At 73.4% G+C, this 23654-nt stretch carries 22 protein-coding genes; 15 read left to right on the top strand and 7 right to left on the bottom strand.

Translation table 11 applies throughout. The features are described from left to right. Positions 1-7 precede the first annotated feature (7 nt). From E0493_RS11960 to E0493_RS11940, 5 genes are all read left to right on the top strand, one after another. Positions 8-616: a transposase gene (locus tag E0493_RS11960; protein WP_160937184.1), complete on the top strand. Its 609-nt coding sequence runs from the start codon at positions 8-10 to the stop codon at positions 614-616. A gap of 47 nt (positions 617-663) precedes the next feature. Beyond that, complete coding sequence (purL, locus tag E0493_RS11955) at positions 664-2886, top strand: phosphoribosylformylglycinamidine synthase subunit PurL (protein WP_160937183.1); 2223 nt, start codon at positions 664-666, stop codon at positions 2884-2886. Between the two features lie 39 nt (positions 2887-2925). Then, on the top strand, positions 2926-3162 hold the full coding sequence (locus E0493_RS11950; RefSeq protein ID WP_160937182.1) for a BolA family protein: 237 nt from the start codon (positions 2926-2928) through the stop codon (positions 3160-3162). Positions 3163-3189: 27 nt separating this feature from the next. After that, positions 3190-3528: a Grx4 family monothiol glutaredoxin gene (grxD, locus tag E0493_RS11945; protein WP_160937181.1), complete on the top strand. Its 339-nt coding sequence runs from the start codon at positions 3190-3192 to the stop codon at positions 3526-3528. A 166-nt stretch (positions 3529-3694) separates the two neighbouring features. Continuing rightward, positions 3695-4501 (top strand): hypothetical protein, encoded by an 807-nt coding sequence (locus E0493_RS11940; protein ID WP_160937180.1) that lies wholly within the window; start codon positions 3695-3697, stop codon positions 4499-4501. Positions 4502-4925: 424 nt separating this feature from the next. On the opposite strand, the gene E0493_RS11935 is transcribed toward E0493_RS11940, so the two are convergent. After that, on the bottom strand, positions 4926-5237 hold the full coding sequence (locus tag E0493_RS11935) for a putative quinol monooxygenase (protein WP_160937179.1): 312 nt from the start codon (positions 5235-5237) through the stop codon (positions 4926-4928). Positions 5238-5583: 346 nt separating this feature from the next. Between E0493_RS11935 and E0493_RS11930 the strand changes: the two genes are divergently transcribed. After that, positions 5584-6783 (top strand): trans-sulfuration enzyme family protein, encoded by a 1200-nt coding sequence (locus E0493_RS11930; protein ID WP_160937178.1) that lies wholly within the window; start codon positions 5584-5586, stop codon positions 6781-6783. A gap of 102 nt (positions 6784-6885) precedes the next feature. On the opposite strand, the gene E0493_RS11925 is transcribed toward E0493_RS11930, so the two are convergent. Then, complete coding sequence (locus E0493_RS11925; RefSeq protein WP_160937177.1) at positions 6886-7812, bottom strand: EamA family transporter; 927 nt, start codon at positions 7810-7812, stop codon at positions 6886-6888. Positions 7813-7856: 44 nt separating this feature from the next. Beyond that, positions 7857-8018, bottom strand: a complete 162-nt coding sequence (locus E0493_RS11920) for a DUF1127 domain-containing protein (protein ID WP_160937176.1) — start codon at positions 8016-8018, stop codon at positions 7857-7859. A gap of 285 nt (positions 8019-8303) precedes the next feature. Between E0493_RS11920 and E0493_RS11915 the strand changes: the two genes are divergently transcribed. Next, positions 8304-9908: a winged helix-turn-helix domain-containing tetratricopeptide repeat protein gene (locus E0493_RS11915; protein ID WP_160937175.1), complete on the top strand. Its 1605-nt coding sequence runs from the start codon at positions 8304-8306 to the stop codon at positions 9906-9908. Positions 9909-10011: 103 nt separating this feature from the next. Here E0493_RS11915 and E0493_RS11910 read toward each other — a convergent pair whose 3' ends face one another. After that, positions 10012-11172 (bottom strand): NAD(P)/FAD-dependent oxidoreductase, encoded by a 1161-nt coding sequence (locus E0493_RS11910; protein WP_160937174.1) that lies wholly within the window; start codon positions 11170-11172, stop codon positions 10012-10014. Positions 11173-11228: 56 nt separating this feature from the next. Continuing rightward, the gene (locus E0493_RS11905) at positions 11229-11438 is read right to left on the bottom strand and encodes a hypothetical protein (protein ID WP_160937173.1); all 210 of its coding nucleotides are present in this window, start codon (positions 11436-11438) and stop codon (positions 11229-11231) included. A 396-nt stretch (positions 11439-11834) separates the two neighbouring features. Here E0493_RS11905 and E0493_RS11900 point away from each other — a divergent pair, with 396 nt between their 5' ends. Further along, complete coding sequence (locus tag E0493_RS11900; protein ID WP_160937172.1) at positions 11835-12158, top strand: hypothetical protein; 324 nt, start codon at positions 11835-11837, stop codon at positions 12156-12158. Positions 12159-12239: 81 nt separating this feature from the next. Here E0493_RS11900 and E0493_RS11895 read toward each other — a convergent pair whose 3' ends face one another. Further along, on the bottom strand, positions 12240-13211 hold the full coding sequence (locus E0493_RS11895; RefSeq protein ID WP_160937171.1) for a pirin family protein: 972 nt from the start codon (positions 13209-13211) through the stop codon (positions 12240-12242). Positions 13212-13528: 317 nt separating this feature from the next. Here E0493_RS11895 and E0493_RS11890 point away from each other — a divergent pair, with 317 nt between their 5' ends. The 6 genes from E0493_RS11890 to E0493_RS23100 all read left to right on the top strand — a co-directional run bounded on the left by E0493_RS11890 (position 13529) and on the right by E0493_RS23100 (position 21057). Beyond that, positions 13529-14227, top strand: coding sequence for an ImuA family protein (locus E0493_RS11890; protein ID WP_160937170.1), 699 nt, complete (start codon positions 13529-13531; stop codon positions 14225-14227). Next, complete coding sequence (locus E0493_RS11885; RefSeq protein ID WP_160937169.1) at positions 14224-15708, top strand: Y-family DNA polymerase; 1485 nt, start codon at positions 14224-14226, stop codon at positions 15706-15708. The genes E0493_RS11890 and E0493_RS11885 overlap by 4 nt, the downstream gene beginning before the upstream one ends. Then, complete coding sequence (locus E0493_RS11880; protein ID WP_160937168.1) at positions 15705-19019, top strand: error-prone DNA polymerase; 3315 nt, start codon at positions 15705-15707, stop codon at positions 19017-19019. Before E0493_RS11885 ends, E0493_RS11880 begins: the two co-directional genes overlap by 4 nt. Before the next feature lie 115 nt (positions 19020-19134). Further along, positions 19135-19512, top strand: a complete 378-nt coding sequence (locus tag E0493_RS11875) for a hypothetical protein (RefSeq protein WP_160937167.1) — start codon at positions 19135-19137, stop codon at positions 19510-19512. A gap of 162 nt (positions 19513-19674) precedes the next feature. After that, positions 19675-20604, top strand: coding sequence for a PepSY-associated TM helix domain-containing protein (locus E0493_RS11870; RefSeq protein WP_202397090.1), 930 nt, complete (start codon positions 19675-19677; stop codon positions 20602-20604). A gap of 3 nt (positions 20605-20607) precedes the next feature. Next, entirely contained in the window at positions 20608-21057 is a 450-nt protein-coding gene (locus E0493_RS23100; protein ID WP_202397089.1) for a PepSY domain-containing protein, read from the top strand. A gap of 49 nt (positions 21058-21106) precedes the next feature. Here E0493_RS23100 and E0493_RS11865 read toward each other — a convergent pair whose 3' ends face one another. After that, positions 21107-21871 carry a phosphocholine cytidylyltransferase family protein gene (locus E0493_RS11865; RefSeq protein WP_408888819.1) on the bottom strand — a complete coding sequence of 255 codons (765 nt, stop codon included), beginning with the start codon at positions 21869-21871 and terminating at the stop codon, positions 21107-21109. Between the two features lie 121 nt (positions 21872-21992). Between E0493_RS11865 and aepX the strand changes: the two genes are divergently transcribed. Further along, positions 21993-23645, top strand: a complete 1653-nt coding sequence (gene aepX, locus E0493_RS11860) for a phosphoenolpyruvate mutase (RefSeq protein WP_235913733.1) — start codon at positions 21993-21995, stop codon at positions 23643-23645. Positions 23646-23654 lie beyond the last annotated feature (9 nt).

Genomic DNA, 23654 nt, shown 5'->3' with positions numbered 1-23654 from the left:
TCCCCCCATGCCCCACCTCCCCCATTCCCCCCGTCTGACGCCGCCCCGCCCCTGGACCCGGCTCTCCGACTCGGAATGGGCCGCCCTCCTGCCTTATCTGTTGCACCGTTCCCCCCAGGGCCGCCCCATCCCCGAGCTGCGCGCGCGGATGGATGCCATCTTCCACATCGCCTGCACCCAGGCCCCCTGGCGGGAGGTCCCGGGCGCCTATGGCAAGCCCGACACCATCGCGCGGTATTTCCGCCGCCTCACCCATGCCGGCCTCTGGCCGCGCCTGCTGGAGGCCCTGGCCGAGGCTGGCCCCGCCCATCCCCTGCGCGCCATCGAGTATTTCATCCTCCGCGCCGCCCGCCGCGCCCACCGCATCCTCGGCCACCGCTTCCTGCTGCTCATCCGCCGCATCGGCCTGCGCACGGCCCTGCCCGGCCCGCCCTGGCTGCTGCCCGATCCCCTTTTGTCCGAAACCCTCGCCCGCCTGCCCTTCCCGGTGCGCCTGCTCGCCGGCCGCGCCCCGAAGTCCCGCTGCAAGGCCTGGTTTTCCAGCCTCTCCCGCCTCTTGCGGGATGCCGGCGGCCGCGCCCGCATCCCCCGTTCCGTGCGCCTGGCCTGGGCATGACCAATCCACCACTGGACAAGCGCGCGCCGGGTGCCGAAAAGCCCGGCATGTCCGCCCCCGCACGCCCCGCCCCCGCCCCGCTGGCCCCGGAACGCGCCGCCCAGCTCGCCGCCGAGTTCGGCCTGAAGCCGGATGAGTTCGAGCGCGTGCTCGCCATCCTCGGCCGCGCGCCCTCCCTCACCGAGCTCGGCATCTTCTCGGTGATGTGGTCCGAGCACTGCTCCTACAAGTCGAGCCGCGTCTGGCTCCGCCAGCTCCCCACCAAGGCCCCCTGGGTCATCCACGGCCCGGGCGAGAATGCCGGCGTGATCGACATCGGCGACGGCCTGGCCGCCATCTTCAAGATGGAGAGCCACAACCACCCGAGCTTCATCGAGCCCTACCAGGGCGCCGCCACCGGGGTGGGGGGCATCCTGCGCGACGTCTTCACCATGGGCGCCCGCCCCATCGCCAACCTGAACGCGCTCCGCTTCGGCGCCCCCGACCATCCGCGCACGAAGCACATCCTGGATGGCGTGGTGCGCGGCATCGGCGGCTACGGCAACTGCGTGGGCGTCCCCACCGTGGGCGGCGAGGTCAACTTCCACCCGAGCTACAACGGCAACCCGCTGGTCAACGCCATGACCGTCGGCATCGCGCCGCGGGACCGCATCTTCCTCAGCGCGGCCGCCGGCATCGGCAACCCCGTGGTCTATGTCGGCTCGAAAACCGGGCGGGACGGCATTCACGGCGCCACCATGGCCTCCACCGAGTTCACCGCGGATTCGGAGGAGAAGCGCCCCACCGTCCAGGTCGGCGACCCCTACGCCGAGAAGCTCCTCATCGAGGCCTGCCTGGAGCTGATGGCGACGGACGCCATCGTCGCCATCCAGGACATGGGCGCCGCCGGCCTGACCTCCTCCAGCGTCGAGATGGCCGGCAAGGGCGGCGTCGGCATCGAGCTGGACCTGGACGCCGTCCCCCAGCGCGAAACCGGCATGACCGCCTATGAGATGATGCTCTCCGAGAGCCAGGAGCGCATGCTGCTCATCCTGAAGCCCGGCCGGGAGGGCGTGGCCGAGGCCATTTTCCGCAAGTGGGAGCTGGATTTCGCCGTCATCGGCCACCTGACCGACACCGGCCACATCGTCATCCGCCACCAGGGCGCCGTCGAGGCCGACATCCCCCTCGCCCCGCTGGAATCCGAGGCCCCGCTCTACCACCGCCCCACCGCCGAGACCCCGAAGCAGCCCCTCCTCCCGCCGGACTCCGTCCCGAGCCCGATGGGTCTCGCCGAGGCCCTCCAGGTCCTGATCGGCTCCCCCGACCTGTGTTCCCGCCGCTGGATCTGGGACCAGTACGACAGCACGGTCGGCGGCCAGACCGTGCAGCGCCCCGGCGCGGCGGACGCCGCCATCGTCAAGCTGGAGGACAGCCCCCGCGCGCTCGCCATGACCACCGACGTCACCCCCCGCTATTGCGCGGCGGACCCGGAGGAAGGCGGCCGCCAGGCGGTGGCCGAGGCCTGGCGCAACATCACCGCCACCGGCGCGCGCCCGCTCGCAATCACCGACAACATGAACTTCGGCAACCCGGAGAAGCCCGAGATCATGGGCCAGTTCGCCAGCGCGGTGCGCGGCATGGCGAGCGCCTGCACGGCGCTGGACTTCCCCGTCGTTTCCGGCAACGTCTCGCTCTACAACGAGACCGAGGGCAAGGGCATCCTCCCCACCCCCGCGATCGGCGGCGTCGGCGTCATCGAGGATGCGGCCAAGGCGGTCGGCTACGGCCTTGCCCCCGGCCTGGACCTGGTCCTGGTCGGCGAGACGGCCGGCCATCTCGGCCAGTCCCTCTGGCTGCGCGAGATCGCCGGCCGCGAGGAGGGCGCGCCCCCGCCCGTGGACCTCGCCGCCGAGCGCCGCAACGGCGATTTCGTCCGCGCCCGGATCCTGTCCGGCGCCATCGCCGCCTGCCATGACGTTTCCGATGGCGGCCTCCTGGTCGCCCTGGCCGAGATGGCGATCGCCGGAACCGCCGGCGCCACCCTGGACCCCGCGCCCGCCACCCTTCCCGCCCATGCCTTCTGGTTCGGCGAGGACCAGGGCCGCTATGTCCTGGCGGCACGCGATGCCTCCGCCCTGCTCGCCGCCGCCGAGGCGGCCGGCGTGCCCGCGCGGCGCATCGGCCGGACCGGCGGCGGGGCCTTGGTTCTGCCGGGAGCCGGGTCCATATCGGTGGACGATCTGCGGGCGGCGCACGAGCGCTTCCTGCCGGCGCTGATGGCCCGCTAGGCTGGCGCCGACGGAAACCGGAGCAAGGAGCAAGCGCGCATGGCCATGTCGGCTGCGGAGATCGAGGCCCTCATCAAGGCGGCCTTCCCCGATGCCAAGGTCACCATCGAGGATCTGGCAGGGGACGGCGACCATTATGCCGCGACCGTCGTTTCCGAGGCGTTCCGCGGCCGCTCCCGCGTGCAGCAGCACCAGCTCGTCTATGCCGCCCTGCAGGGGCGCATGGGCGGCGCGCTGCACGCCCTCGCCCTGCAGACTTCCGCTCCCCCGCAATAGCCCTTTCAAGGCTGAGGACAGGCACCCATGAGCAACCCCGTTTTCGAGCGCATCCAGGCCGAGGTCACCGAGAACCCGGTGGTCCTCTACATGAAGGGCACCCCGGTCTTTCCGCAGTGCGGCTTCTCGGCCCGCGTCGTGCAGATCCTCAGCCACGTGGGCGTGCCCTTCAAGGGCGTGAACGTGCTGGAGGACATGGAGCTGCGCGAGGGCATCAAGGCCTACACCAACTGGCCGACCATCCCGCAGCTCTACGTCAAGGGCGAGTTCGTCGGCGGCTGCGACATCATCATGGAGATGTTCCAGAACGGCGAGCTGACCGCCCTGCTCGACGAGAAGGGCATCCCGCACGAGGCGGCGGCCTGAGGCTCAGGGGGCTCCTTCGGGAGCCCCTTTCGCGTTCCGGGGGGACTTTTGCCCCTCCTCTCGCGGCGGGGGAGGTCCTGCCCAACCCTGGCGGCGCTGGCGCGTTGCCCAGCCGGTGCCCCTTCGCCGGGTGCCCGATGCCACGCCTTGCTTCGGGAAGGGCCTGATGACGCGCAACGATCTCCGCACCCTGCTGAACCTCGTGCTGCCGCTGGCGCAGCCGCTGGCAGGGGCCATGGCACCCCTCTTCGGCATTGGCCACACCCAGGCGGAGATGTCCGCCCGGAGCCAGACGGCGGTGGTGCCGCAAGGTTATGCCTTCTCGATCTGGGGGCTGCTCTTCGCCCTTTCGATCGCCTGGGGCATCTGGCAGGTGCTGCCGGATGGCGGCAAGGACAGCGTCGCCGCGCGGCGCCTGGGATGGCCGCTCGCCGCCGCCTTCGCCGCCTCGATCCTGTGGATGATCCTTTCGCAGCTCACCGAGAACGGCTGGCACCTCGTGCTGGTCATCCTGGTGGTGCTGGGCGCCAGCCTCACGGCCTTCTTCATCAACCGCAACCTGGTCCACCGCGGCGCCGCCCGCGGCTGGCCCGAGCGCTGGATCGTGCAGCCGCTGGTGGGCATGCTGGCGGGCTGGGTCTCGGTGGCCACCTTCGCCAACATCGCGGGAGCTGCGCTGGTGAGCGGCGCCATTCAGGCGGAGGGCGCGGCGGGCACGCTCGCGGCGGTGCTGATCCTGCTGGCGGCGGGCGGCTTCACGCTTGGCGTGCTCTGGGCCGCGCACGGCTCACCCTGGTATGCCGCCGCCACCGCCTGGGCGTTGCTGGCCATCCTCTACGCCAATACCCTGGGGCGGGATCTCAACCTGGCTGTGGCCGTGGTCGCGGCGGGGCTGATGGTGGTCGTGGTGGCGATGGCCTGGCAGCGGGCGCGCACCGCCCCGGCCATGCCGCGCACCGCGCCGCCGGTGTAGGCGAGGCTCGCCGCCCTGGCGCGGGCGCTGCTGGAAGGGAGACCAGGCGGCGGCAGTGGTGGAGGGCCGGGAGAACGCCGCCGCGTCGGCCCGCAAGGCAGCGGCCGGCTTCACGCCCGCTGCGGGCGCGGGCCGGACGGCGGCCTGCAGCCGGTCGTGAGGAACCTTCCGGACGCCGGCACCATCCTTCCGCCGCTTGGCGCCTCTCCACAGGCCAGAGGCCGAGTTGGGGCGGGCGGCCTTGCAGGGGATGGAGGAGCGGTCACGACCGCTGCGAAGCGGTGCGCCAGCCGGTGAAGCCAGACTTCCCGCACAGTCTCGGCCGGAGGCGCGGACACACCACCCCCGCTGGCTCGCAGGATCGTATCACAGGAATATAATCCTTGCAATCGCGGAGGTGGCGCGCCTTTCGTCGTGCCGCGTGTCAGGCAGCGGGGCTAAGGACGTGGATAACACGGCTGGCGATCATGTCTCTCGTCTTCGCCGCGTAGGCCGCCATGTGGGGCGCGGCGCCATGGGCCTTCAGCGCCTGGGGGCTTTCCCACTTCTCGACAACCACGAAGGTGTCGGCCCCGCAGGCGGTCTGGATGGCGCCAATGCCTTCGGCATCGACCGCGGGGCCGTATTCGATGCAGCCCTCCTCGGCATGCACCGCCGGCATGTTGGCGCGGAACTCCTTCAGCACGGCCTCACGCATGCCAGGCTTGGCGGTGATGATGGCGATAACGTGGATCACGCGGGACGCTCCTCGGTTCAGGTCCGTTTCTTGAACCAGCAGGCTAGGCGCTTCAGGGAAAGCTGCCAATCGGCGGCGACCACCGAGGCGGCGATGCGCCCTCGCAGTCACCCGCCGTCGGGTGCGGCGTCGGCGGGCCCCCGCCACGCGGCGGGCGGGGCGCGGCTGAGAACCGAAGGCCGCGTCAGGGACGATTCCAGCCACGCCGGCGGATCGTCCTTCCGCCCATCGGCCTGCCTGCCGCCGATGCAAGGAGGCGCGGCATTCGTCACCGGAGCCGGCGTTTGGCGGAACGGCGCGCGGCGCCTAGCCTGCGCCCGCCCGCGGCGATCACAGGGAGGACGACATGCCGGATACACGGAGCCCCGCGACCTTGGCACTGCACGCCGGAGAGGCGCCACGGCAGGCCGGCGCTCCCGTCACGCCCCCGCCGCAGCTCGCCACGAGCTTCTTCACGCATCCCGCTGCGGTCGGCTTCTCCGCCAACGACCTCGCGGCCGACGCGCCGCATTTCTACGCCCGCTGGAGCAACCCGACGGCGGAGAGCCTGGAGCAGCGGCTGGCGGCGCTGGAAGGCGGCGAGGCGGCGGTGAGCTTCGCCAGCGGCATGGCGGCGGTCAGCGCGCTGTTCCTGGACCGGCTCGCCGCCGGCGACCACCTGGTGCTCTCCGACGTCTGCTACGCCGGGGTGGCCGAGCTGGCGCAGGACATCCTGCCGCGGCACGGCATCACGGCGACGCCGGTGGACACCGCCGACCCCGCCGCGGTGGGCGCGGCCATGCGGCCGAACACCCGGCTGGTGCATGTGGAGACGCCGGCCAACCCGATCCTCAAGCTGACCGACATCGCCGCCGTCGCCGCCATCGCACATGCCGGCGGGGCGGAGCTCTCGGTCGACTCCACCATCGCCACGCCGCTCGGCACGCGGCCCCTGGCGCTCGGCGCCGACTACGTCGTGCATTCGCTGACGAAATACATCGGCGGCCATGGCGACGCGCTGGGCGGCGCCGTCATCGGGCGGTCCGAACGGATGGCGGGGCTGCGCCGGCAAGGGCTGATCCATCTCGGCGGCGCGCTGGCGCCCTTCAACGCCTGGCTCATCCTGCGCGGGCTGGAGACGCTGGCGCCGCGCATGGCGCTGCACGAGGCGAACGCGCGCAAGCTGGAGGCCTTCCTGGCGGGGCATCCCAAGGTGCGCTCGGTGCTTTGGCCGGGCTCGCCGCGCCACCCGCAGCACGCGCTGGCGCAGCGGCAGATGCGGAACTTCTCCGGGCTGCTCGCCTTCTCCGTGCGCGGCGGCGGCGCGGCGCTCGCGGCGCGGCTGGCGGAACGGCTCCAGGTGATCTCCTACGCCGTCTCGCTGGGCAAGACGAAGAGCCTGCTCTTCCACATCCCGACCGACGACCTGCTGCGCGCCTCCTTCCGCGTGGAGGGCGCGCAGGCGGCCGCCTATCGCGACTGGGCCGGGGAAGGCGTGTTCCGCTTCTCGGTCGGGCTGGAGGAGGCGGATGACCTGATCGCCGATCTCGGCCAGGCGCTCGGCTGAGCCGCCGGACCAGCGGCCACGCGGGGCCGCATGGAGGAAGGCCGGGGGAACGCCGGGGAGCGGGCCTGCCGCCTTGCAGGGGGCGGCGCCGCCCCCGGCCGCTCAGGTGGTGGCGGCGGCGGCGCGCGGCTGCCAGTTCACCAGCGCGACGCCGAGCCCGGCGGCTAGCACCGCCACCACCGGCAGCAGGGCCGGCGTCTCGCCCAGCAGGGCGAAGCCGAACAGCGCGGCGATGCCCGGGCTGAGCCCGCCAAAGGCCGCCGCCCGCGCCGCGCCGAGCCGCGTCACCGCCAGGGCGAAGGCGACCGGCGCCAGCAACCCGGAGGCGCCGCCCTGGAACAGCGCCTGCAGGGCGAGCATGTCCCAGGGCGCGGCCGGCAGGGCGGGGCCGGCCAGCAGGTAGAGCGGCACCAGCGCCAGGACCGAGCCGGCGCTGACAAAGGCCGCCGCCTCCCAGGCGCCGATGCCGGCGCGGCGCAGCCCGACCGTGTAGAGGGAGGCGAGGAGGGCGGCGGCAAGCAGCAGCATGTGGCCGGTTCCCGCTTCCGCGAAGCCGTCCAGGGCGGAAGGCCCGGCCACCGCCAGAACGGCGGCGGCGATCAGGGCAAGCCCGGCCAGCCGCCGCAGCCCGAGGCGTTCGCCGAACAGGACGGAAACGACCGCGACGCAGAGCGGCACGGTGCCGGGCAGCAGCGCCCCCGCCTCGGCCGCCCCGGCGTGCCGCAGCCCCGCCCCCGCCACAAGCACGAAGGGCGCCCCGCCGCCGGCGAGCAGGGCGGCGAGCAGCCAGGGACTGACCTGGCGCAGGCGCGGCAGGGCGCGCAGCAGCACGGGCAGCAGCAGCAGGGCCGGAGCGGTGAAGCGCAACAGGGCGATGTCGGCCGGGCCCAGCCGACCGGGCCCGGCGACGCCGAGGCGGGTCATCGCCAGCGCCCCGCCCCAGACAACGGCCGCCAGCAGCGCGGCGGCGATGCCGAGGCCCGCGCCGCGCGATGGGCAGGAGGTGGCCGGACGTGAAGCGATGCTCATGCTGGGTTCCTCCCGGGGCGGGCGGGCGGCGGCGGCGCGGCGCATCAGTCCCGCCACCAGGGCTTGGCGGCTTCCATCGCGGCGGCGCCGTGGCTGAGGCCGATGTCGCGCAGCATGTGCGTGTCCATTTCCTGCAACTGGCGCCGTCCCCAGGCGCGCTCGCGCCAGAGGGAGAGCATCGAGAAAAGGGAATTGATGATGGCCATGATGGCGTGTCCTCCGCGTGTGGGTGCTTGGCCACCGTGCTGCGGTGGCGGGAGCTTTGTGCCGCGGGGAGGGCCGCAAGACTTGGAGACGCGCTGGAGCGCAGCCGGTGATTTCCTGGAGATTTCCTGAACCGATGCTTATGTGGAATGAAAGCTTGAGTCGCGCGGCAGGCAGGAGAATATTGCGCCACCGCGCGACGGCGCCCTGCCCGGCGCGGCATGACGGATCACATGCCCCGCCGGAGCCACAGCCGCGGGGCGCCCCCAAGGATTGGGAGGGTGGCGATGTCCATCGCCTTCGCCGGGCACGAGGTGGACCTGCACCGGCATGAGCTGCGCCGTGGCGGACAAAGGGTCCATGTCGAGCCGCAGGTCTTCGACCTGCTCGTCCACCTGGTGCGGCACCGCGACCGGGTGGTGAGCAAGGACGAGCTGTTCGAGGCCATCTGGAACGGCCGCATCGTTTCCGAGGCGGCGCTGAGCAGCCGCATCAACGCCGCCCGCAAGGCGGTTGGTGACGACGGCGACCGCCAGGCGCTGATCAAGACGATCCACAAGCGCGGCTTCCGCTTCGTCGGCACCGTCGAGGAGGCCGCGGAGAAGCCGACGGCCGCCGCGGAGCCGGCGGCGCCGGAGCCGCGGCCGGCGCGCCGCTCGCGGCGGCCTTCCATCGTGGTGCTGCCCTTCCGCAACATCAGCCCGGAGCCCGACACCGACTACTTCAGCTACGGGCTGACCGAGGACGTGATCCGCATGCTGGCGCGGCATCGCTGGATGGACGTGCTCAGCCGCCATTCCGGCGCCGCCTACCGCGACCGCGACGTGGATGCGCGGGAGATCGGCGCCGCGCTCGGCGTGCGCTACCTCGTGCATGGCAGCGTCGCCAAGCACCGGGAGCGGGTGCGGCTGGTGGCCGACCTGGTCTGCGCCGAAACCGGGCGGCAGCTCTGGTCGGACGCTTACGACCTGCCGCTGGCCGAGGTGCTCGACGTGCAGCGCGCCATGGCGGAGCAGATCGCCGCGGTGATCGAGCCGGAGCTGGCGCGGCTGGAGCGTGAGGCGGCGGTGCGGCGCCCGCCCGTCGATCTCGGCGCCTGGGACTGCTACCAGCGCGGGCTGTTCCATCTCTGGGGCTTCACCACGCCCGGCATGAACGAGGCGGAGGCGATGTTCCGCCAGGCCATCGCGCTTGACCCGGGCTTCGCCCGCGCGCATGGCGGGCTGGGCTACGTGCTGCTGCAGAAGGCCGCCTTCGGCGCCCCCGCCGCGCGCCCGGCGCTGCTCGACGCGGCGCTGCGCTGCGGCCGCGCCGCCGTGGCGCTGGACGACCAGGACTGCATGAACCTTTGCGTGCTCGGCCGCGTGCACTGCTTCCGCCACGACTACGACGAGGCGACCGCGCTGCTGGAGCAGGCCATCGCCATCAACCCGAGCTTCGCGCAGGCCTATTTCGCCCTCGGCTTCACGCTGAACTTCTGCGGCTGCGCGCGCGAGGCGATCGGCTACCTGGAACGGGCGACGGCGCTCAGCCCGCGCGACCCGCACCTCTCCAGCTTCCACGCGATCCATGGGCTGGCGCATTTCGCGCTCGGCGAGCTGGAGGAAGCGGCGGCCTATGCCCGCAAGGGCGCGCGGGTGGCGAATGCGAAGCACTGGCCAAGCCTCATCCTGACCGCCGCGCTTGGCCTGCTCGGCCGCATGGAGGAAGCGGGCCGCGCCCTGCGGGACCTGCTGGAGCGGGCGCCGGGCTATACCCTGGCGGCGGCGCGGTCCGACTTCTTCTTCTGCGCCGATAAGGCCTTGGTGGATCGTTGCATCGAGGGGCTGCGCCGCGCCGGCCTCGCCGAGGGGCCGGTGCCGAATGGCACCATGCCGCACGCCGCGGCATAGGGGAGCGGGCCGGCCCTCGGGGCGGCGTCACGCGCCCGCGCGCGAGCCCGAGGAAGAAAGAAGGGGCTTCGGAGGAATTCCTTCCCCCGAGCTTTTCCGCCGCTCAGGCCGCAAGCTCCGCCGGCGCGGCCAGCGCAAGGAGGTGCTCTACCTCCTGCCGCATCACCTGGTTCAGGGTGCGGTGGAGCGACTTCAGAGTCGTGAGATCCCAGTCATGGCCGGCAACCGCGTCGGTCACCTGGAAGAGCGGGCGCAGGAGCGCGTCGCGCCGGTCGGCGAAGTCGCTGAAGGCGGCCGGCGTGTTCCTGGCCACCGCCCCGGCCAGCAAGGCCGCGTCGCGCAGGGCATCGGTGATGCCATGCGCGGTGCTCGGATCCTTGAAGGAGGCGGCATCGCCGATCAGCGCCCAGCCCGGCCCGCAGGGATGGCGCATGAACCCCCGGCGGCCGGCGAAGGGCAGCAGGTCCCCCTCCGGGCTGGCGGCGGCGACCTCCTCCGCCAGCGCCGGTGCTGCGGCGCGCAGCAGGGCGAGGAAGCCGTTTCGCCGGTCCTCATGCGCCACGCTGCGGAGGCGGGCGGGCGCGGCGGCGACGAAGACGCAGTGATGCCCGGCATTGGTGGGGATGCGGCCGGCGCTCAGGCCGGGCCGGTAATGCCAGTGGGTGCCGTGGTCGGTCAGGCCGGACCAGTAGCCATAGACCACCGGCGCCGCGTTCCGCCCCACCGCCAGCACCGGGGCGCCGGCGAGGCGGGCGACCGTGGAGCCGGCGCCGTCGGCGCCGACGACCAGCCCGGCCTCGACCTTGCTGCGCCGGCCGGCCGGGTCCACGATCCTGGCCCCGGTGACGCGGCCCGCCTCATCCTGCAGCAGGCCGGCCAGGCTGTGGCCGTAGCGCAGCTCGGCGCCCGCCTCCCCGGCGGCGTCGGCCAGGGCGCTGTCCAGCAGGGTGCGGCGCGGGGCGTAGAGCGCATCCACTCCGTCGCCTGGCCGGATCTCCAGCGGGACGGCCTCGTCGCCGTAGTGGAAGGTGGCGTGGCGGATCGGCGGCGTGCCTGCCTCCACGAGGCGCTCCAGCACGCCCCAGCGCCGCAGCAGCAGCACGCCGCCGCGCATCAGCGCATGGGTGGACAGCGTGTCGCGCCCGTAGGCGCCGCGCTCCACCACGAGCACGCGCAGTCCCTGCCGCGCCATCAGCATCGCGGCGGCGGCGCCGGCGCAGCGCGCGCCGGCCACCAGCACATCGAAGCGTTCCAGGCCGGGCATAGAGGGTTCCTCATGGCTCAGGCCGCGTGGCGCGGCAGGTTGCGGCAGCTTGGCGGTCAGTCCTGCACGGTGATGCTGACGGGCACGCCATGGGTCAGGATGTCGAAAACGGCGGAGCGGGCCCTGGACTGCGCGACGATCGCCGCCAGGGCGGGCTGCGTGGCGACGGCACCGATGGTGGCGAGCAGCGCGGGCGTGTTGACGCCGTTCAGCGGCATGGGCTGCCGCTTCGCCTTGGGTGAAAGGGTGGCGGCTTCGGCGGGCATGGTCGTCTTCCGCATTTGGCCGGGCGGCTTCGGGGCCGCGGGCGGCGGGTTGCGCGATGGAGCGCCGCCGGGTGGCCCGCCGAAAGAGGACGCGGCGGCCGCCGGGGCGTGGCGCAATCCTAGGGACGCAGCAGGTCTCCCGGCTTGGAGAAGAGCTTCAGGAAAGCTTGGGAAGTTCCGGATTCGCGCGGCGGAAAGGCGAGCCCGGGCAGACGGGCGCCCATTGGCCCCGGGGCGCCGGCGCGCCCCCCCCATGCCGGCAGCGGAGGAACCATCTTCCGCACCGATGAGAACGATCATTTTTTCCGTAATTCCGTGGACGGGTTGCAGAGCTCATATTGCTGCCACCGACCTGCGCATCGTTCGGTCCATTCCCTTTCGCAGGGAGATACGACCATGAACGCTTCCCGCATTCTGCTGGGTGCCGCCGCCCTGCTGGGGCTTGCCGGCACCCTCCCCGCCCAGGCCCGCCTGGAAGCAGTGACCCAGGGCGAGAGCTTCGCCAACCCGTATGCGCCGGAATTTCGCGGCAACGTCGTCGGCGGCGGCTATACCCGGGAAGTCTCGCTCGGCCAGGACAGCGCCATCGTCTATTCCGACCCGAGCATCGGCCGCAGGGCATCCGGCATTCCGTTCTTCGTCGGCGGGCACAGCGAGGATGTGGTCTACCGGCCGAGCCCGGCGATGATGCCGACGAGCTTCGCCACTCGCCAGCGCTGACCGGATGAATGGCCGCCGCGCCCCCGCAAGGCGTGGCGGCGCCTGCGGCCGGACGCCCGGCCGCAGGCCTTGCGCGGCGGGTCAGCTCGTCGGCGAGCCCGCCGCCGGGGCCTGGGTGCCGGCGCGGACGCGGATGCGCTCCTCAGGCAAGGGAATGAACTCCTTGTCGTCGCCGGGCACCGGGGCGAAGCGGCCGGCCTTCCAGTCCGCCTTGGCCTGCTCGATGCGCTCGCGCGAGGAGGCGACGAAGTTCCAGAACAGGTAGCGCGGCCCGTCCATCGCCGCGCCACCGAGCAGCAGCACGCGCGCGCCCCGGGGGCCGGCCCGCAGCGCCAGCGCGTCGCCGGCGCGGAAGACGAGCATGCGGCCGGGGGCGAAGCGCTCGCCGGCGACTTCCACCTCGCCGTCCAGCACATAGGCCGCGCGCTCCTCGTGGTGGTCCGGCAGCGGCAGCGCGGCGCCGGGGGCGAGGGCGGCGTCGGCGTAGAAGAGGTCGGAGGAGACGGTGACCGGCGCGCGGGCACCCCAGCCCTCGCCGGCGATGAGCCGCAGCCGGGTGCCGCCATCCTCCAGCACCGGCAGCCTGGCGGCCGCGTGGTGGGCGAAGGCGGGGGCGGTCTCCTCGGCATGTTTCGGCAGCGCCACCCAGGACTGGATGCCGAACAGGCGGCTGCCGCTCTGGCGCAGTTCGGCGCCGGTGCGCTCGGAATGCGCGATGCCGCGCCCGGCCGTCATCCAGTTGACGTCGCCGGGCACGATCGGCTGGTCGGAGCCGAGGCTGTCGCGGTGCTGGATGGCACCCTCGAACAGGTAGGTGACGGTGGAGAGGCCGATATGCGGGTGCGGCCGCACGTCCAGCCCCTTGCCGGCCAGGAACTCGCCCGGCCCCATCTGGTCGAAGAAGATGAAGGGGCCGACCATCTGCCGCTCCCTGGCCGGCAGGGCCCGGCGCACCTCGAAGCCGCCGACATCGTGGGCACGGGGCAGGATCACCTGCTCCAGGCCCTCCGGCATGGGTGCCAGCGCAGCCGCGGGATCGTTCTCGACGCTCATGCCGACCTCCTCCGATGATGGCCGGCACTCTCGGGGATGGTGCCGGGCAGCGGCAAGCGGGCGAGCGGCCGCCCTTCTCACTTTGGCGGGACACGCCAGGCAGGCAGCGGCTTGGCCAGGGCTTTTGTTCTTGATTTGTTCGTATCGTCTCGCCATCGTCGGCCGCATGAGCCTCGCCGATTCATCCGCTCCCCGACCTCCGGCCCACCATCCCGCCACCCGGCCACTCCCTGCGCCGCTGCCCTAGCCCTTTCGACGGGCGCCCCCCCCGCCCGCCCCCCAGGCGATGCCCGACAGCCCAGCAGAGGGGTTCCCCCATGCCCCGGCCCATCCCCGCCCCCGACGACGAGCCGCCCCCCGGCCTCGCCACGCTGCGCGCCCGCCTGGCCCGGCTGGAGGGAGGCGGAAGGCCCGCGCAGGCGCAGGCGGCGATTCCGCTCTGCGAAGGGCTTGGCCTGCCGGGCGGCGGGCTGGCGCGGGCCGCGTTGCACGAGGTGCTGGCCGCCACGCCGGGCTGTGGCGCCGCCTTCTGCGCCCTGCTGCTGGCGCGCAGCGGCGGCACGGTGCTCTGGATCACCGCCGGCGAGGCGCCGCTGCGGCCCTGGCCGCCGGGACTCGCCGGCTGCGGCCTCACGCCGGAACGGTTGGTGCTGGCGCGGGCGAAGGCCCGGGTGGACGCGCTCTGGGCCATGGAGGAGGCGCTGCGCTGCCCGGCCGTCAGCGGCGCGCTGCTGGCGGGGGACGGGGCGGCGCCCGACCTGACGGCGACGCGGCGGCTGCAGCTGGCCGCCGAGGCGGGGGGCGCGCTCGGCCTGCTGCTGCGGCCCGATGAGGGCGGGGCCGGCCCGCTCGCCCCCAGCGCGGCCGTCACGCGCTGGCGGGTCGCCGCCCTGCCGGGGGACGGGGCGCCGCGCTGGCGGCTGGAGCTGCTGCGGGCGCGCGGCGGGGCGCCGGGCGGCCCCTGGGCGGTGCGCTGGCATGCCGCCGAGGGGCGGCTGGCGCTCGACGGGCCATGACGGCCGCGCCGCGCCGTTTCCTGGCGCTGCACCTGCCGACCTTCGCCACCGACCGGCTGCGCCGCGCCGAGCCGGGCCTGCCGGCGGGCCGGCCGCTGGCCACCTGGGCACAGGCCGGCAGCCGCCGCCTGCTGGTGGCGGTGGACAGGACGGCCGCCGCGGCGGGGCTGCGCGCGGGGCAGGCGCTGGCCGACGCGCAGGCCATCCGGCCCGACCTGCTGCTCCGCCCCGCCGCGCCGGAGGCCGAGGCCGCGCTGCTGCACGCCCTCGCCCTGCGGGGGCGGCGCTACACCCCCCTCGCCGCCACCGATCCGCCGGACGGGCTGCTGTTCGACGTCACGGGCTGCGCCCACCTGTTCGGCGGCGAGAGGGCCTTGCTGGACAATGCCGTGGCCTGGCTGCGGGCGGCCGGGATCGCCGCGCGCGGGGCGGTGGCCGGCGGCGGCGCCGCCGCCGCCGCCCTGGCGCGCGCCCGGCGGGACGATCCGGTGGTGGTCTCCGGCGCCGAGGAGCAGGTGGCCAGGCCCTTGCCCATCGGCCCGGCGCTGCGGCTGCCGGAGGCGGTGCTGTCCGACCTCGCGCGGCTTGGCCTGCGCCGGGTGGACGACCTGCTGCGCCAGCCACGCGCGGCGCTGGCCCGGCGCTTCGGCGCCCCGCTGCTGGAACGGCTGGACGCGGTGACGGGGCGGCAAGGCGTGCCCCTGCGCCCTGTTCTGCCACCGCCCGACCTGCGCGCCAGCCGCGCGCTGCTGGAGCCGGTCGTCACCCGTGGCGGCATCGAGGCGGTGCTGGACCGGCTGCTCGACGAGCTTTGCGAGCGGTTGCGGGCGGCGAGGCTCGGCGCGCGGCGGCTGGTGCTGACGGCGGAGCGGGTGGACGGGGCGGTGCAGGAGGTGACGGTGGGCACCGGGCTGCCGGTGCGGGCGCCGGCGCATCTGCGGCGGCTTTTCGCGGAGAAGCTGGGCGGGCTGGAGCCCGATCTCGGCTTTGAGCGCATGGCGCTGGCGGCCTGGGCCAGCGACCCGCTGCCGATGGGGCGGCAGACCGGCTTCGCCCCCGGCGCGGAGGCGGTGGCGGAGGAGGCGCTGGCGCAACTGCTCGACCGGCTGGCGCAGCGGCTGCGGGTGCATCGCGTGGCGCCGCTGGCCAGCCACTGGCCGGAGCACATGCTCGCGGCGCTGGGGCCGCATGCGGAGGTGCCGCGCCCGCCGCCGGGCTGGCCCCTCTATCCGGCGCCGGTGCTGCGCCTGCAACGGCCGGTGTCGCTGGTGGCGAAGGAGGCGCTGAAGCGGGTGCAATGGCGGGGGGCGGAGTGGCATGTGCTGCGCGCCGAGGGGCCGCTGCGGCTGGCACCGGAATGGTGGCGCAGCCCTGCCGGGGCGCCGGAGCGCGACTATCACCGGGTGGAGCTGGCCTCCGGGGAGCGGCTCTGGCTCTGCCGCGCGGCGGGGGGCTGGTGGCTGCACGGCCACCTGCCATGAGTGACATCCCCGCCTTCGCCGAACTGGGCGCGCGCTCCAACTTCTCCTTTCTCGACGGCGCCTCGCATCCGGAGGAGCTGGTGGAGACCGCCGCGGCGCTGGGATATGCCGGCTTCGGGCTCTGCGACAGCAACGGGCTTGCCGGGGTGATCCGCGGGCATCTGGCGGCGCGGGAGAAAGGGCTGCCCTTCGCCGTCGGCTGCCGGCTGCGGCTGGCGGATGGCAGCGAATGGCTCGCCTGGCCGGTGGACCGCGCCGGCTACGGGCGGCTGACCGTCCTGCTCTCGCGCGGGCGAAGGGAGGCGCCCAAGGGGACCTTTCCGCTGGGCACCGAGGACATGCTGGCCGCCGCCGAGGGCTGGGTGCTGGCCGCCGTGCCGCCCCGGGCACCCCCCCGGGCCTTTGATGCAGGTTTTGCCGACCGGCTGCGGCGGGTGGCGGCGGCGCTGCGGCCCAGGCTGGCGCTGCCGCTGCTGGTGGCGGCCGCCTGCCCGCTGCTCGGCGACGACCAGCGGCGGCTGGACCGGCTGGCCGGCATGGCGGAGGCCGCCGGGGCCTGGCTGCTCGCCACCAACGACCCGCGCTTCCACCACCCGGCGCGGCGGCGGCTGGCCGACGTGCTCACCGCCATCCGGCTCGGGCGCGGCGTGGAGGCGCTGGGCTTTGCCGCCGAGCCGAATGCCGAGCGGCATTTGAAATCGCCCGGGGCGATGGCGCGGCTCTTCGCGCGGCATCCGCAGGCGCTCCGCAACACGCTGCATGTGCTGGATGCGGCGCGCGGCTTCTCGCTGGAGCAGCTCCGCTACGAATATCCGGAGGAGGCGCTGGAGGAAGGCCGCACGGCGCAGGAAACATTGGAAGCGCGGGTGGCGCAGGCGGCGGCGGCGCGCTGGCCCGGCGGCACGCCGGCGGCAATCGCGGCGCGCATCGCGCACGAGCTGCGCCTGATCGGCGATCTGGGCTACGCGCCCTATTTCCTGACGGTGCACGAGATCGTCCGCTTCGCCAGGGAAAAGGACATCCTCTGCCAGGGGCGCGGCTCGGCGGCGAATTCGGCGGTCTGCTTCGTGCTCGGCATCACCGCCGTGGACCCGGCGAAGCATGACCTGCTGTTCGAGCGCTTCGTCTCCGCCTCGCGCGGCGAGCCGCCGGATATCGACATCGACTTCGAGCACGAGCGGCGCGAAGAGGTGATCCAGCATCTCTACGAACGCTACGGGCGCGAGCGCGCGGCGATCTGCGCCACCGTGATCCGCTACCGGCCGCGCAGCGCGCTGCGCGAGGTGGGCAAGGCGATGGGGCTTTCGGAGGACGTCACCGCGCGGCTGGCGAAGATGAGCTGGGGCCCGGGCGGCAGCATGGATTTTCGCGAGTTGGCGCGCGGCGAGGGGCTGGACACGGAGGATCCGCGCCTGGCCCTGGCGCTGGAGCTGGCGGAGGAGCTGGTCGGCTTTCCCCGCCACACGGCGACGCATGTGGGCGGCTTCGTCATCACCCGCGGGCCGCTGGTCGAGCTGGCGGTGGTGACCAGGGCGGCGATGGAAGGCCGCACCGTGCTGGAATGGGACAAGGACGACATCGACGCGCTCGGCATCCTGAAGGTGGATGTGCTGGGGCTCGGGATGCTCTCCTGCCTCCGGCGCGCCTTCCACCTGTTGCGCGGCCATGCGCGGCTTGACGTGAAGCTCGACACGCTGCCGGGCGAATGCGCGGCGACCTATGCCATGCTGCGCCGCGCCGACAGCCTCGGCGTGTTCCAGGTGGAAAGCCGGGCGCAGATGAACATGCTGCCGCGGCTGCAGCCGAAGGAATTCTACGACCTCGTCATCCAGGTGGCGATCGTGCGGCCGGGGCCGATCCAGGGCGACATGGTGCATCCCTATCTGCGCCGGCGGCAGGGCGTGGAGCAGGCGGTCTATCCGGCGCCGGCGGATGGCAACCCGGACGAGTTGCGCGGCGTGCTGGAGAAGACGCTCGGCGTGCCGCTGTTCCAGGAGCAGGCGATGCGCATCGCCATCGTCGCCGCCGGCTTCACGCCGGAGGAGGCAGACCAGCTCCGCCGCGCCATGGCGACCTTCAAGCTGAATGGCGGCATCGAGCGTTACCAGGAGAAGCTGGTGGGCGGCATGGTGCGGCGTGGCTACGTGCGCGAGTTCGCGGAACGGGTCTTCGCGCAGATCCAGGGCTTCAGCTCCTACGGCTTCCCGGAGAGCCACGCGGCGAGCTTCGCGCATCTCGTCTATGCCTCGGCCTGGGTGAAGTGCCACCACCCCGCGGTCTTCGCCGCGGCGCTGCTGAACAGCCAGCCGATGGGCTTCTACGCCCCGGCGCAGATCGTGCGCGACGCGCGCGAGCATGGGGTGGAGGTGCGGCCGGTCTCGGTCAATGCCAGCGACTGGGACTGCACGCTGGAGGCGGCGGCCACCAGCGCCGGCGGGCTGGCGCTGCGGCTCGGGCTGCGGCTGGCGCGCGGGCTGGCCGAGGTGGAGGGGCAGGCGATCGTCGCGGCGCGGCAGGCGCGCAACGGCGCCCCTTTCGAGGGGGTGGAGGAGATGGCCTGGCGCAGCGGCGTCGGCCGCCGGGCGCTGCGGGCGCTGGCGGCGGCGGATGGCTTCGCCGAGGCCGGCAGCCCGCGCCGGCACGCCGCATGGGAGGCGCATGCCGCGGCGGACGGGTTCCGCGACCTGCCGCTCTTCGCCGCCGCGCAGGAGGGGGCGGCGGCGGCGCTGGCCGGCGAGGCGCCGCTGCTGGCCGAGCCCGCCCCCGCCCTGCCGGCGGAGCGCGAGGGCGAGCGGGTGGTGGAGGACTACCTCGCCACCGGCCTGACGCTCGGGCGGCACCCGATGGCCCTGCTGCGGCCGGAGCTGGAGGCGATGGGCTGGGTGGACACGCGCCGCCTCGCCACCGCGCGGCCGGGCAGCGCCATCCGCCTGGCGGGGATGGTGCTGATGCGGCAGCGGCCGGGCTCGGCGCAGGGCATCGTCTTCCTGACCGTGGAGGACGAGCACGGCACGGCCAACCTGGTGGTCTATGCCGATGTGGCGGCGCGCGACCGGGCGGCGCTGATCGCCGGGCGGCTGCTGCTGGCCGAGGGGGTGGTGGAGCGGGAGGCGCAGCATGTCGCGGTGCCCGTCATCCACCTGATCGTGCGGCGGCTGACCGACCGCTCGGACCTGCTGGACAGCCTGCCGCATGGCGGCTCCGCCTGGGCCGAGCGCAGCCTCGGCCGCGCCGACGAGGTGCGGCGGCCGGAGCCGGGATCGCGCCGGCCGAACCGCGTGAAGATGCCGGGAAGCCGGGACTTCCGGTAGGGACACCCCCCCCGCTCGCACCTTGGCAGGGTCACCGGGTCAGGGTCGGAAGGCAGGGCGGCTGCAAACCTTCCCACGTGACAAGGTTGTGGCCCGATGCTACCCAGGCGCCCTCATGCCGCGATCAGCCCGCGCCCGCCTGGTGCTCCGCCTGCTGGCCATGCTGTTGCTGGCGCAGTGGAGCGGCGGGCTGTTGCCGCATCTGCGCGCCATGGTGCCGGTGGGCGAGGCGGTGGTGATCTGCTCGCCCGAGGGTCTCCACACCATCACGCTGGGGCCGGATGGCAAGCCGGTGAAGCCGCCGCCAGCGCTGGCCGGATGCTGCCTGCTCTGGCTGGGACCGATTGCCGGAGGCGACCTCGCTCCGCCGCCCGCCCTGCCGCCGCCGCGCGTCGTCGCGGCGCCGGACAGGGGCTTGGCGGCGACTGCGCGGCAACTCTCGTTTCTTCCGCCACCCAGCACGCGCCATCCCCGCGCGCCGCCGGTCTCCTGAGGCTTTTCAACCGTCCCGGCCAGCCATGGCCGAACCGTTGTCCTTCCTCGGGAGTTCCTCCATGCCTGACCTGCCCGCCGGGCGGATCGGCGCGGCCATGTGCCTGCGCGCCATCCCGCCTGCCGCAGCTTCGCTGCCGCGTCCCTTCCACGGGGGTGCCGCATGAGCACCGCCACCCCGCCCGTCGTCTCAGCGGCGTCGGACCTCAAGGCCTTCATCGCACGGCTGCATTTCTATGCCGGCCTGCTGGTTGGCCCCTTCCTGCTGATCGCCGCCGTTACCGGCGTGCTGTACGTCCTGACGCCGCAGATCGAGGAGGTGCTGTATCGCCAGGAGTTGCGCAGCAGTTCCACCGGCCCGGCGCAAAGCCTGGCGGCGCAGGCCGAGGCCGCCCGCGCAGCCGTGGGCCCCGAAGCCCGGCTCTTCGCCATCCGCCCGGCGCCGGCGGCAGGCGCGACCACGCGCGTGATGTACGCCGAGCCGGGGCTGGGCGGCTCCGAGAACCGCGCCATCTTCATCGATCCGGTGACGCTTGCGGTGAAGGGGGAGCTGACCGTCTATGGCACCAGCGGCATCCTGCCGTTCCGCACCACGCTCGACTACCTGCACCGCAACCTCCTGCTGGGCGAGGCGGGCCGCTTCTACAGCGAGTTGGCCGCCTCCTGGCTCTGGCTGGTGACGCTGGGCGGCGTGCTGCTCTGGCTGTGGCGTCGCACCGGCCGCCTGTCCCGCCAAAGCCCGCGGAACACGCGGCTCCGCACGCGCCGGCTGCACGGGCTGATCGGCGTTTCCGTGTCGCTCGGCCTGCTGTTTCTTTCCGCCACCGGCCTCACCTGGTCGCAATGGGCCGGCGGCCGGATCGACGGCCTGCGCGGTGCGCTGGGTTGGGTTACCCCATCCGTTTCGCTGGCGCTGGACGGCGGAAGCGACACCGCCGGCGGTGCGCACGCGCACCACGGCTCAGCGAGCATGGCCGCGGCGGCGCAGCCCGAGGCCGCCACCCGGCTGGACGAGGTGATGGCCGCCGCACGGGCAGCCGGGATCGACTCACCCATGGTCGAGATCCGGCTGCCGACTCCGGAAAAGGCCTAGCTGGTGCGGGAATACGACCGCTCCTGGCCCACCCAGGTGGATACGATCGCCATCGATCCCCGCTCGATGCAGGTCACGAGCCGGGCTGACTTCGCCGGTTTCCCCCTGATCGCCAAGCTGATCCGCTGGGGCATCGACATGCATATGGGCATCCTGTTCGGCGTGGCGAACCAGATCCTGATGGCGGCGGTCGGCCTGGGGCTGGTGGGGGCGGTCGTCTATGGCTACCGCATCTGGTGGCAGAACCGGCCCGCGCCCGGCGCCCTGCCACGGACGCTGGTGCAGAGCTGGCTGCGTCTTTCGGTTCCGCTCCGGATCGTCGTGGCGCTGGTGGCGGCGGGACTGGGATGGGCCTTGCCGGTGGCCGGGGTTAGCCTGGCGGCCTTCCTGGCCGTCGATATCCTGCGCTGGCGCCTCGCCCGGTCGGCACCACGGCCACTTCCGGCGGAATGAGCCTGCGGCGCCGCTGCCCTGCCAAGGGCGCAGGCGCCGCTCCGCCGCCTCAGGACGGCGCGGCGGTCCCCGCCAGCTGCGGCAGGATCTCGTCCCGCGCGCGGGCGACGTCCTCGGGGAAGTCGATCTCGGTCCAGGGCAGCGCGCTGATGTCCACCGCGCGGAAACTCGCCGGCGCGGCCAGGATCAGGTCGCGGATGGCTTCCTCGTACTCCACCTGGCGGCGGCCGGCGGCGAGATAGGCCTCGCAGCGATCCGCCAGGGCGGCGGCCGTCCCGGCGGTGAAGCGGAAGAAGCCGACCGACTCGCCATGCCGGTCATGCGCGTGCTCGGGCCGCTTGCGGAAATCCACGATGGTGTCGCCGCGCAGGCAGATCTTCACCGGCTCGTCGCCCGGCTCGATGTCGCGGTCGAGCAGCAGGAGATTTTCGTCCGGCGCTTCCACCAGTGGCGCGAGGATGCGCGGGTCGTAGAGCACGTCGCCATCCATCAGCAGCAGGGGCTGCCCGGCGCGCAGCGCCTCCGCCTGCACGGCAAGGGAGACCAGGCTGCCCTCGCGGTAGTGCGAGTTCCCGACGAAGCGCACGCAGCCGGGCCAGGCGAGCCGCGCCACCTCGGCCTCGATCAGCGCCCGCTGGTGGCCGACGGTGATGCTCACCTCGGTGACGCCGTGCTCGCCGAGCGCGGCGAGGTGGCGCGCGAGCAGGCTCCGCCCGCCGAATTCCAGCAGGATCTTGGGCCGGTCGTCGGCGCCGAGGCGGCGGCCGACGCCGGCCGCCAGGATGATCGCGGAAGCGGGGCGCGGTGCCGTCAAGCCGGGCATTTCCTGATGCTGGTCTCCGTGTTCCGTGAAGCTAGGGTGACAGTTCCGGGCTTGGCAAGGGCGGCCAGCCTGCTAGCTCTGCACACGGTGTGTTCAGCATGGAGGAACCGCCTTGAGCAGTGCAGGGCCTCTGGCGGCGCGCACCGGCGCGCCGGTTCCCGCGCGCCGCACGCGCTTCGCCGCCCTCCGGCAGGAGATCACGTCGCCTTCGCTCTCCTTCCTGATGGAGGCGCATGACGGGATGTCGGCGAAGATCGTGCAGGAGGCGGGGTTCCGCGGCGTCTGGGCCTCGGGGCTCACCACCTCGGCGGCGCTCGGCCTGCGCGACAGCAACGAGGCCTCCTGGACGCAGGTGCTCGACGTGCTGGAATACATGGCCGACGCCACCACCCTGCCGATCCTGGTGGACGGCGACACCGGCCATGGCAACTTCAACAACGTGCGACGCTTCGTGCGCAAGCTCGGCGAGCGCGGCATCGCCGGCGTCTGCATCGAGGACAAGCTCTTCCCGAAGACCAACTCCTTTCTCGGCGAGGCGCAGCCGCTGGCCGACGTGGCGGAGTTCTGCGGGCGCATCAAGGCGGGCAAGGACAGCCAGACCGACGACGACTTCGTGCTGGTCGCGCGCGTCGAGGCGCTGATCTCCGGGCACAGCATGGAGGAGGCGCTGCGCCGCGCCGAGGCCTATCACGCGGCCGGGGCGGATGCGATCCTGATCCACTCGAAGAAGTCCACGGCCGAGGAGATCTTCGCCTTCACCGAGCGCTGGGGCAACCGCGCGCCGGTGGTGATCGTGCCGACCATGTATTATTCGACGCCGACGGAGCTGTTCCGCCAGGCCGGGATCTCCACCATCATCTGGGCCAACCACCTGATGCGGTCCTCCATCGCGGCGATGCGCGAGACGGCGCAGCGCATCCATGAGGACGAGTCGCTGGTGCGCGTCGAGGGCAGCGTGGCGACGGTGAAGGACATCTTCCGCATCACCGGGAATGCGGAGCTGGAGGAGGCCGAGCGCCGCTACCTGCCGGCGAAGCCCGCCGCCGCCGCGGTGGTGCTGGCGGCCGCCGGCGGATCGCTCGGCGGGCAGGCGCCGGACCAGCCGAAATGCATGGTGGACATCCGCGGCCAGTCGCTGCTGAAGCGGCTCGCCGGCACGCTGCGCGAGAGCGGCGTGCGCGACATCACCGTGGTGCGCGGCGACCGCAAGGAGGCCGTGGCGCTGCAGGGCGCGCGGATGCTGGACAACGACCGCCACGCCGAGACCGGCGAGGCCTGGTCGCTGGCCTGCGCGCGGGAGACGATCCGCGGCGAGACCGTCGTGGTCTATGGCGACGTGCTGTTCCGCCGCTACATCCTGGACAGCCTGCTGACCAGCAGCGCCGAGGTGGTGATCGCGGTGGACACGCTGGGCACGAACGAGGCCTCCTCCGGCCCGCGCGACCTCGTCGCGGCGGACCACCGCTTCTCCGGCGACTACCTGGACGACGCGCCGGCGCATCTGCGGCAGATGGGCGCCGGGCTCGTACCCGAAGAAGTCTGCGGCGAGTGGATGGGCCTCGCCCGCTTCAGCGCGCGGGGGGCCGAGTGGCTGCGGGAGGAGATCGCCGCGCTGGAGGCGGAGGGGCTGCTGGAGCAGGCCGACATGCCGCTGCTGCTGACGCGGCTTGCGGCGCGGCACCCGGTGCGGGTCAAATACTTCACCGGCCACTGGCTCGACGTGGACACGCTGACCGACCTGGCCGAGGCCCGCAACTTCACCTGAGCGAGCGAG

It is taken from the genome of Teichococcus coralli, assembly GCF_009829925.1.
In the GTDB taxonomy this organism is placed as follows: Bacteria; Pseudomonadota; Alphaproteobacteria; order Acetobacterales; family Acetobacteraceae; genus Pseudoroseomonas; species Pseudoroseomonas coralli.
The sequence above is the reverse complement of the archived record's forward strand: the minus strand, read 5'-3'. Positions and strand labels throughout refer to the sequence as shown.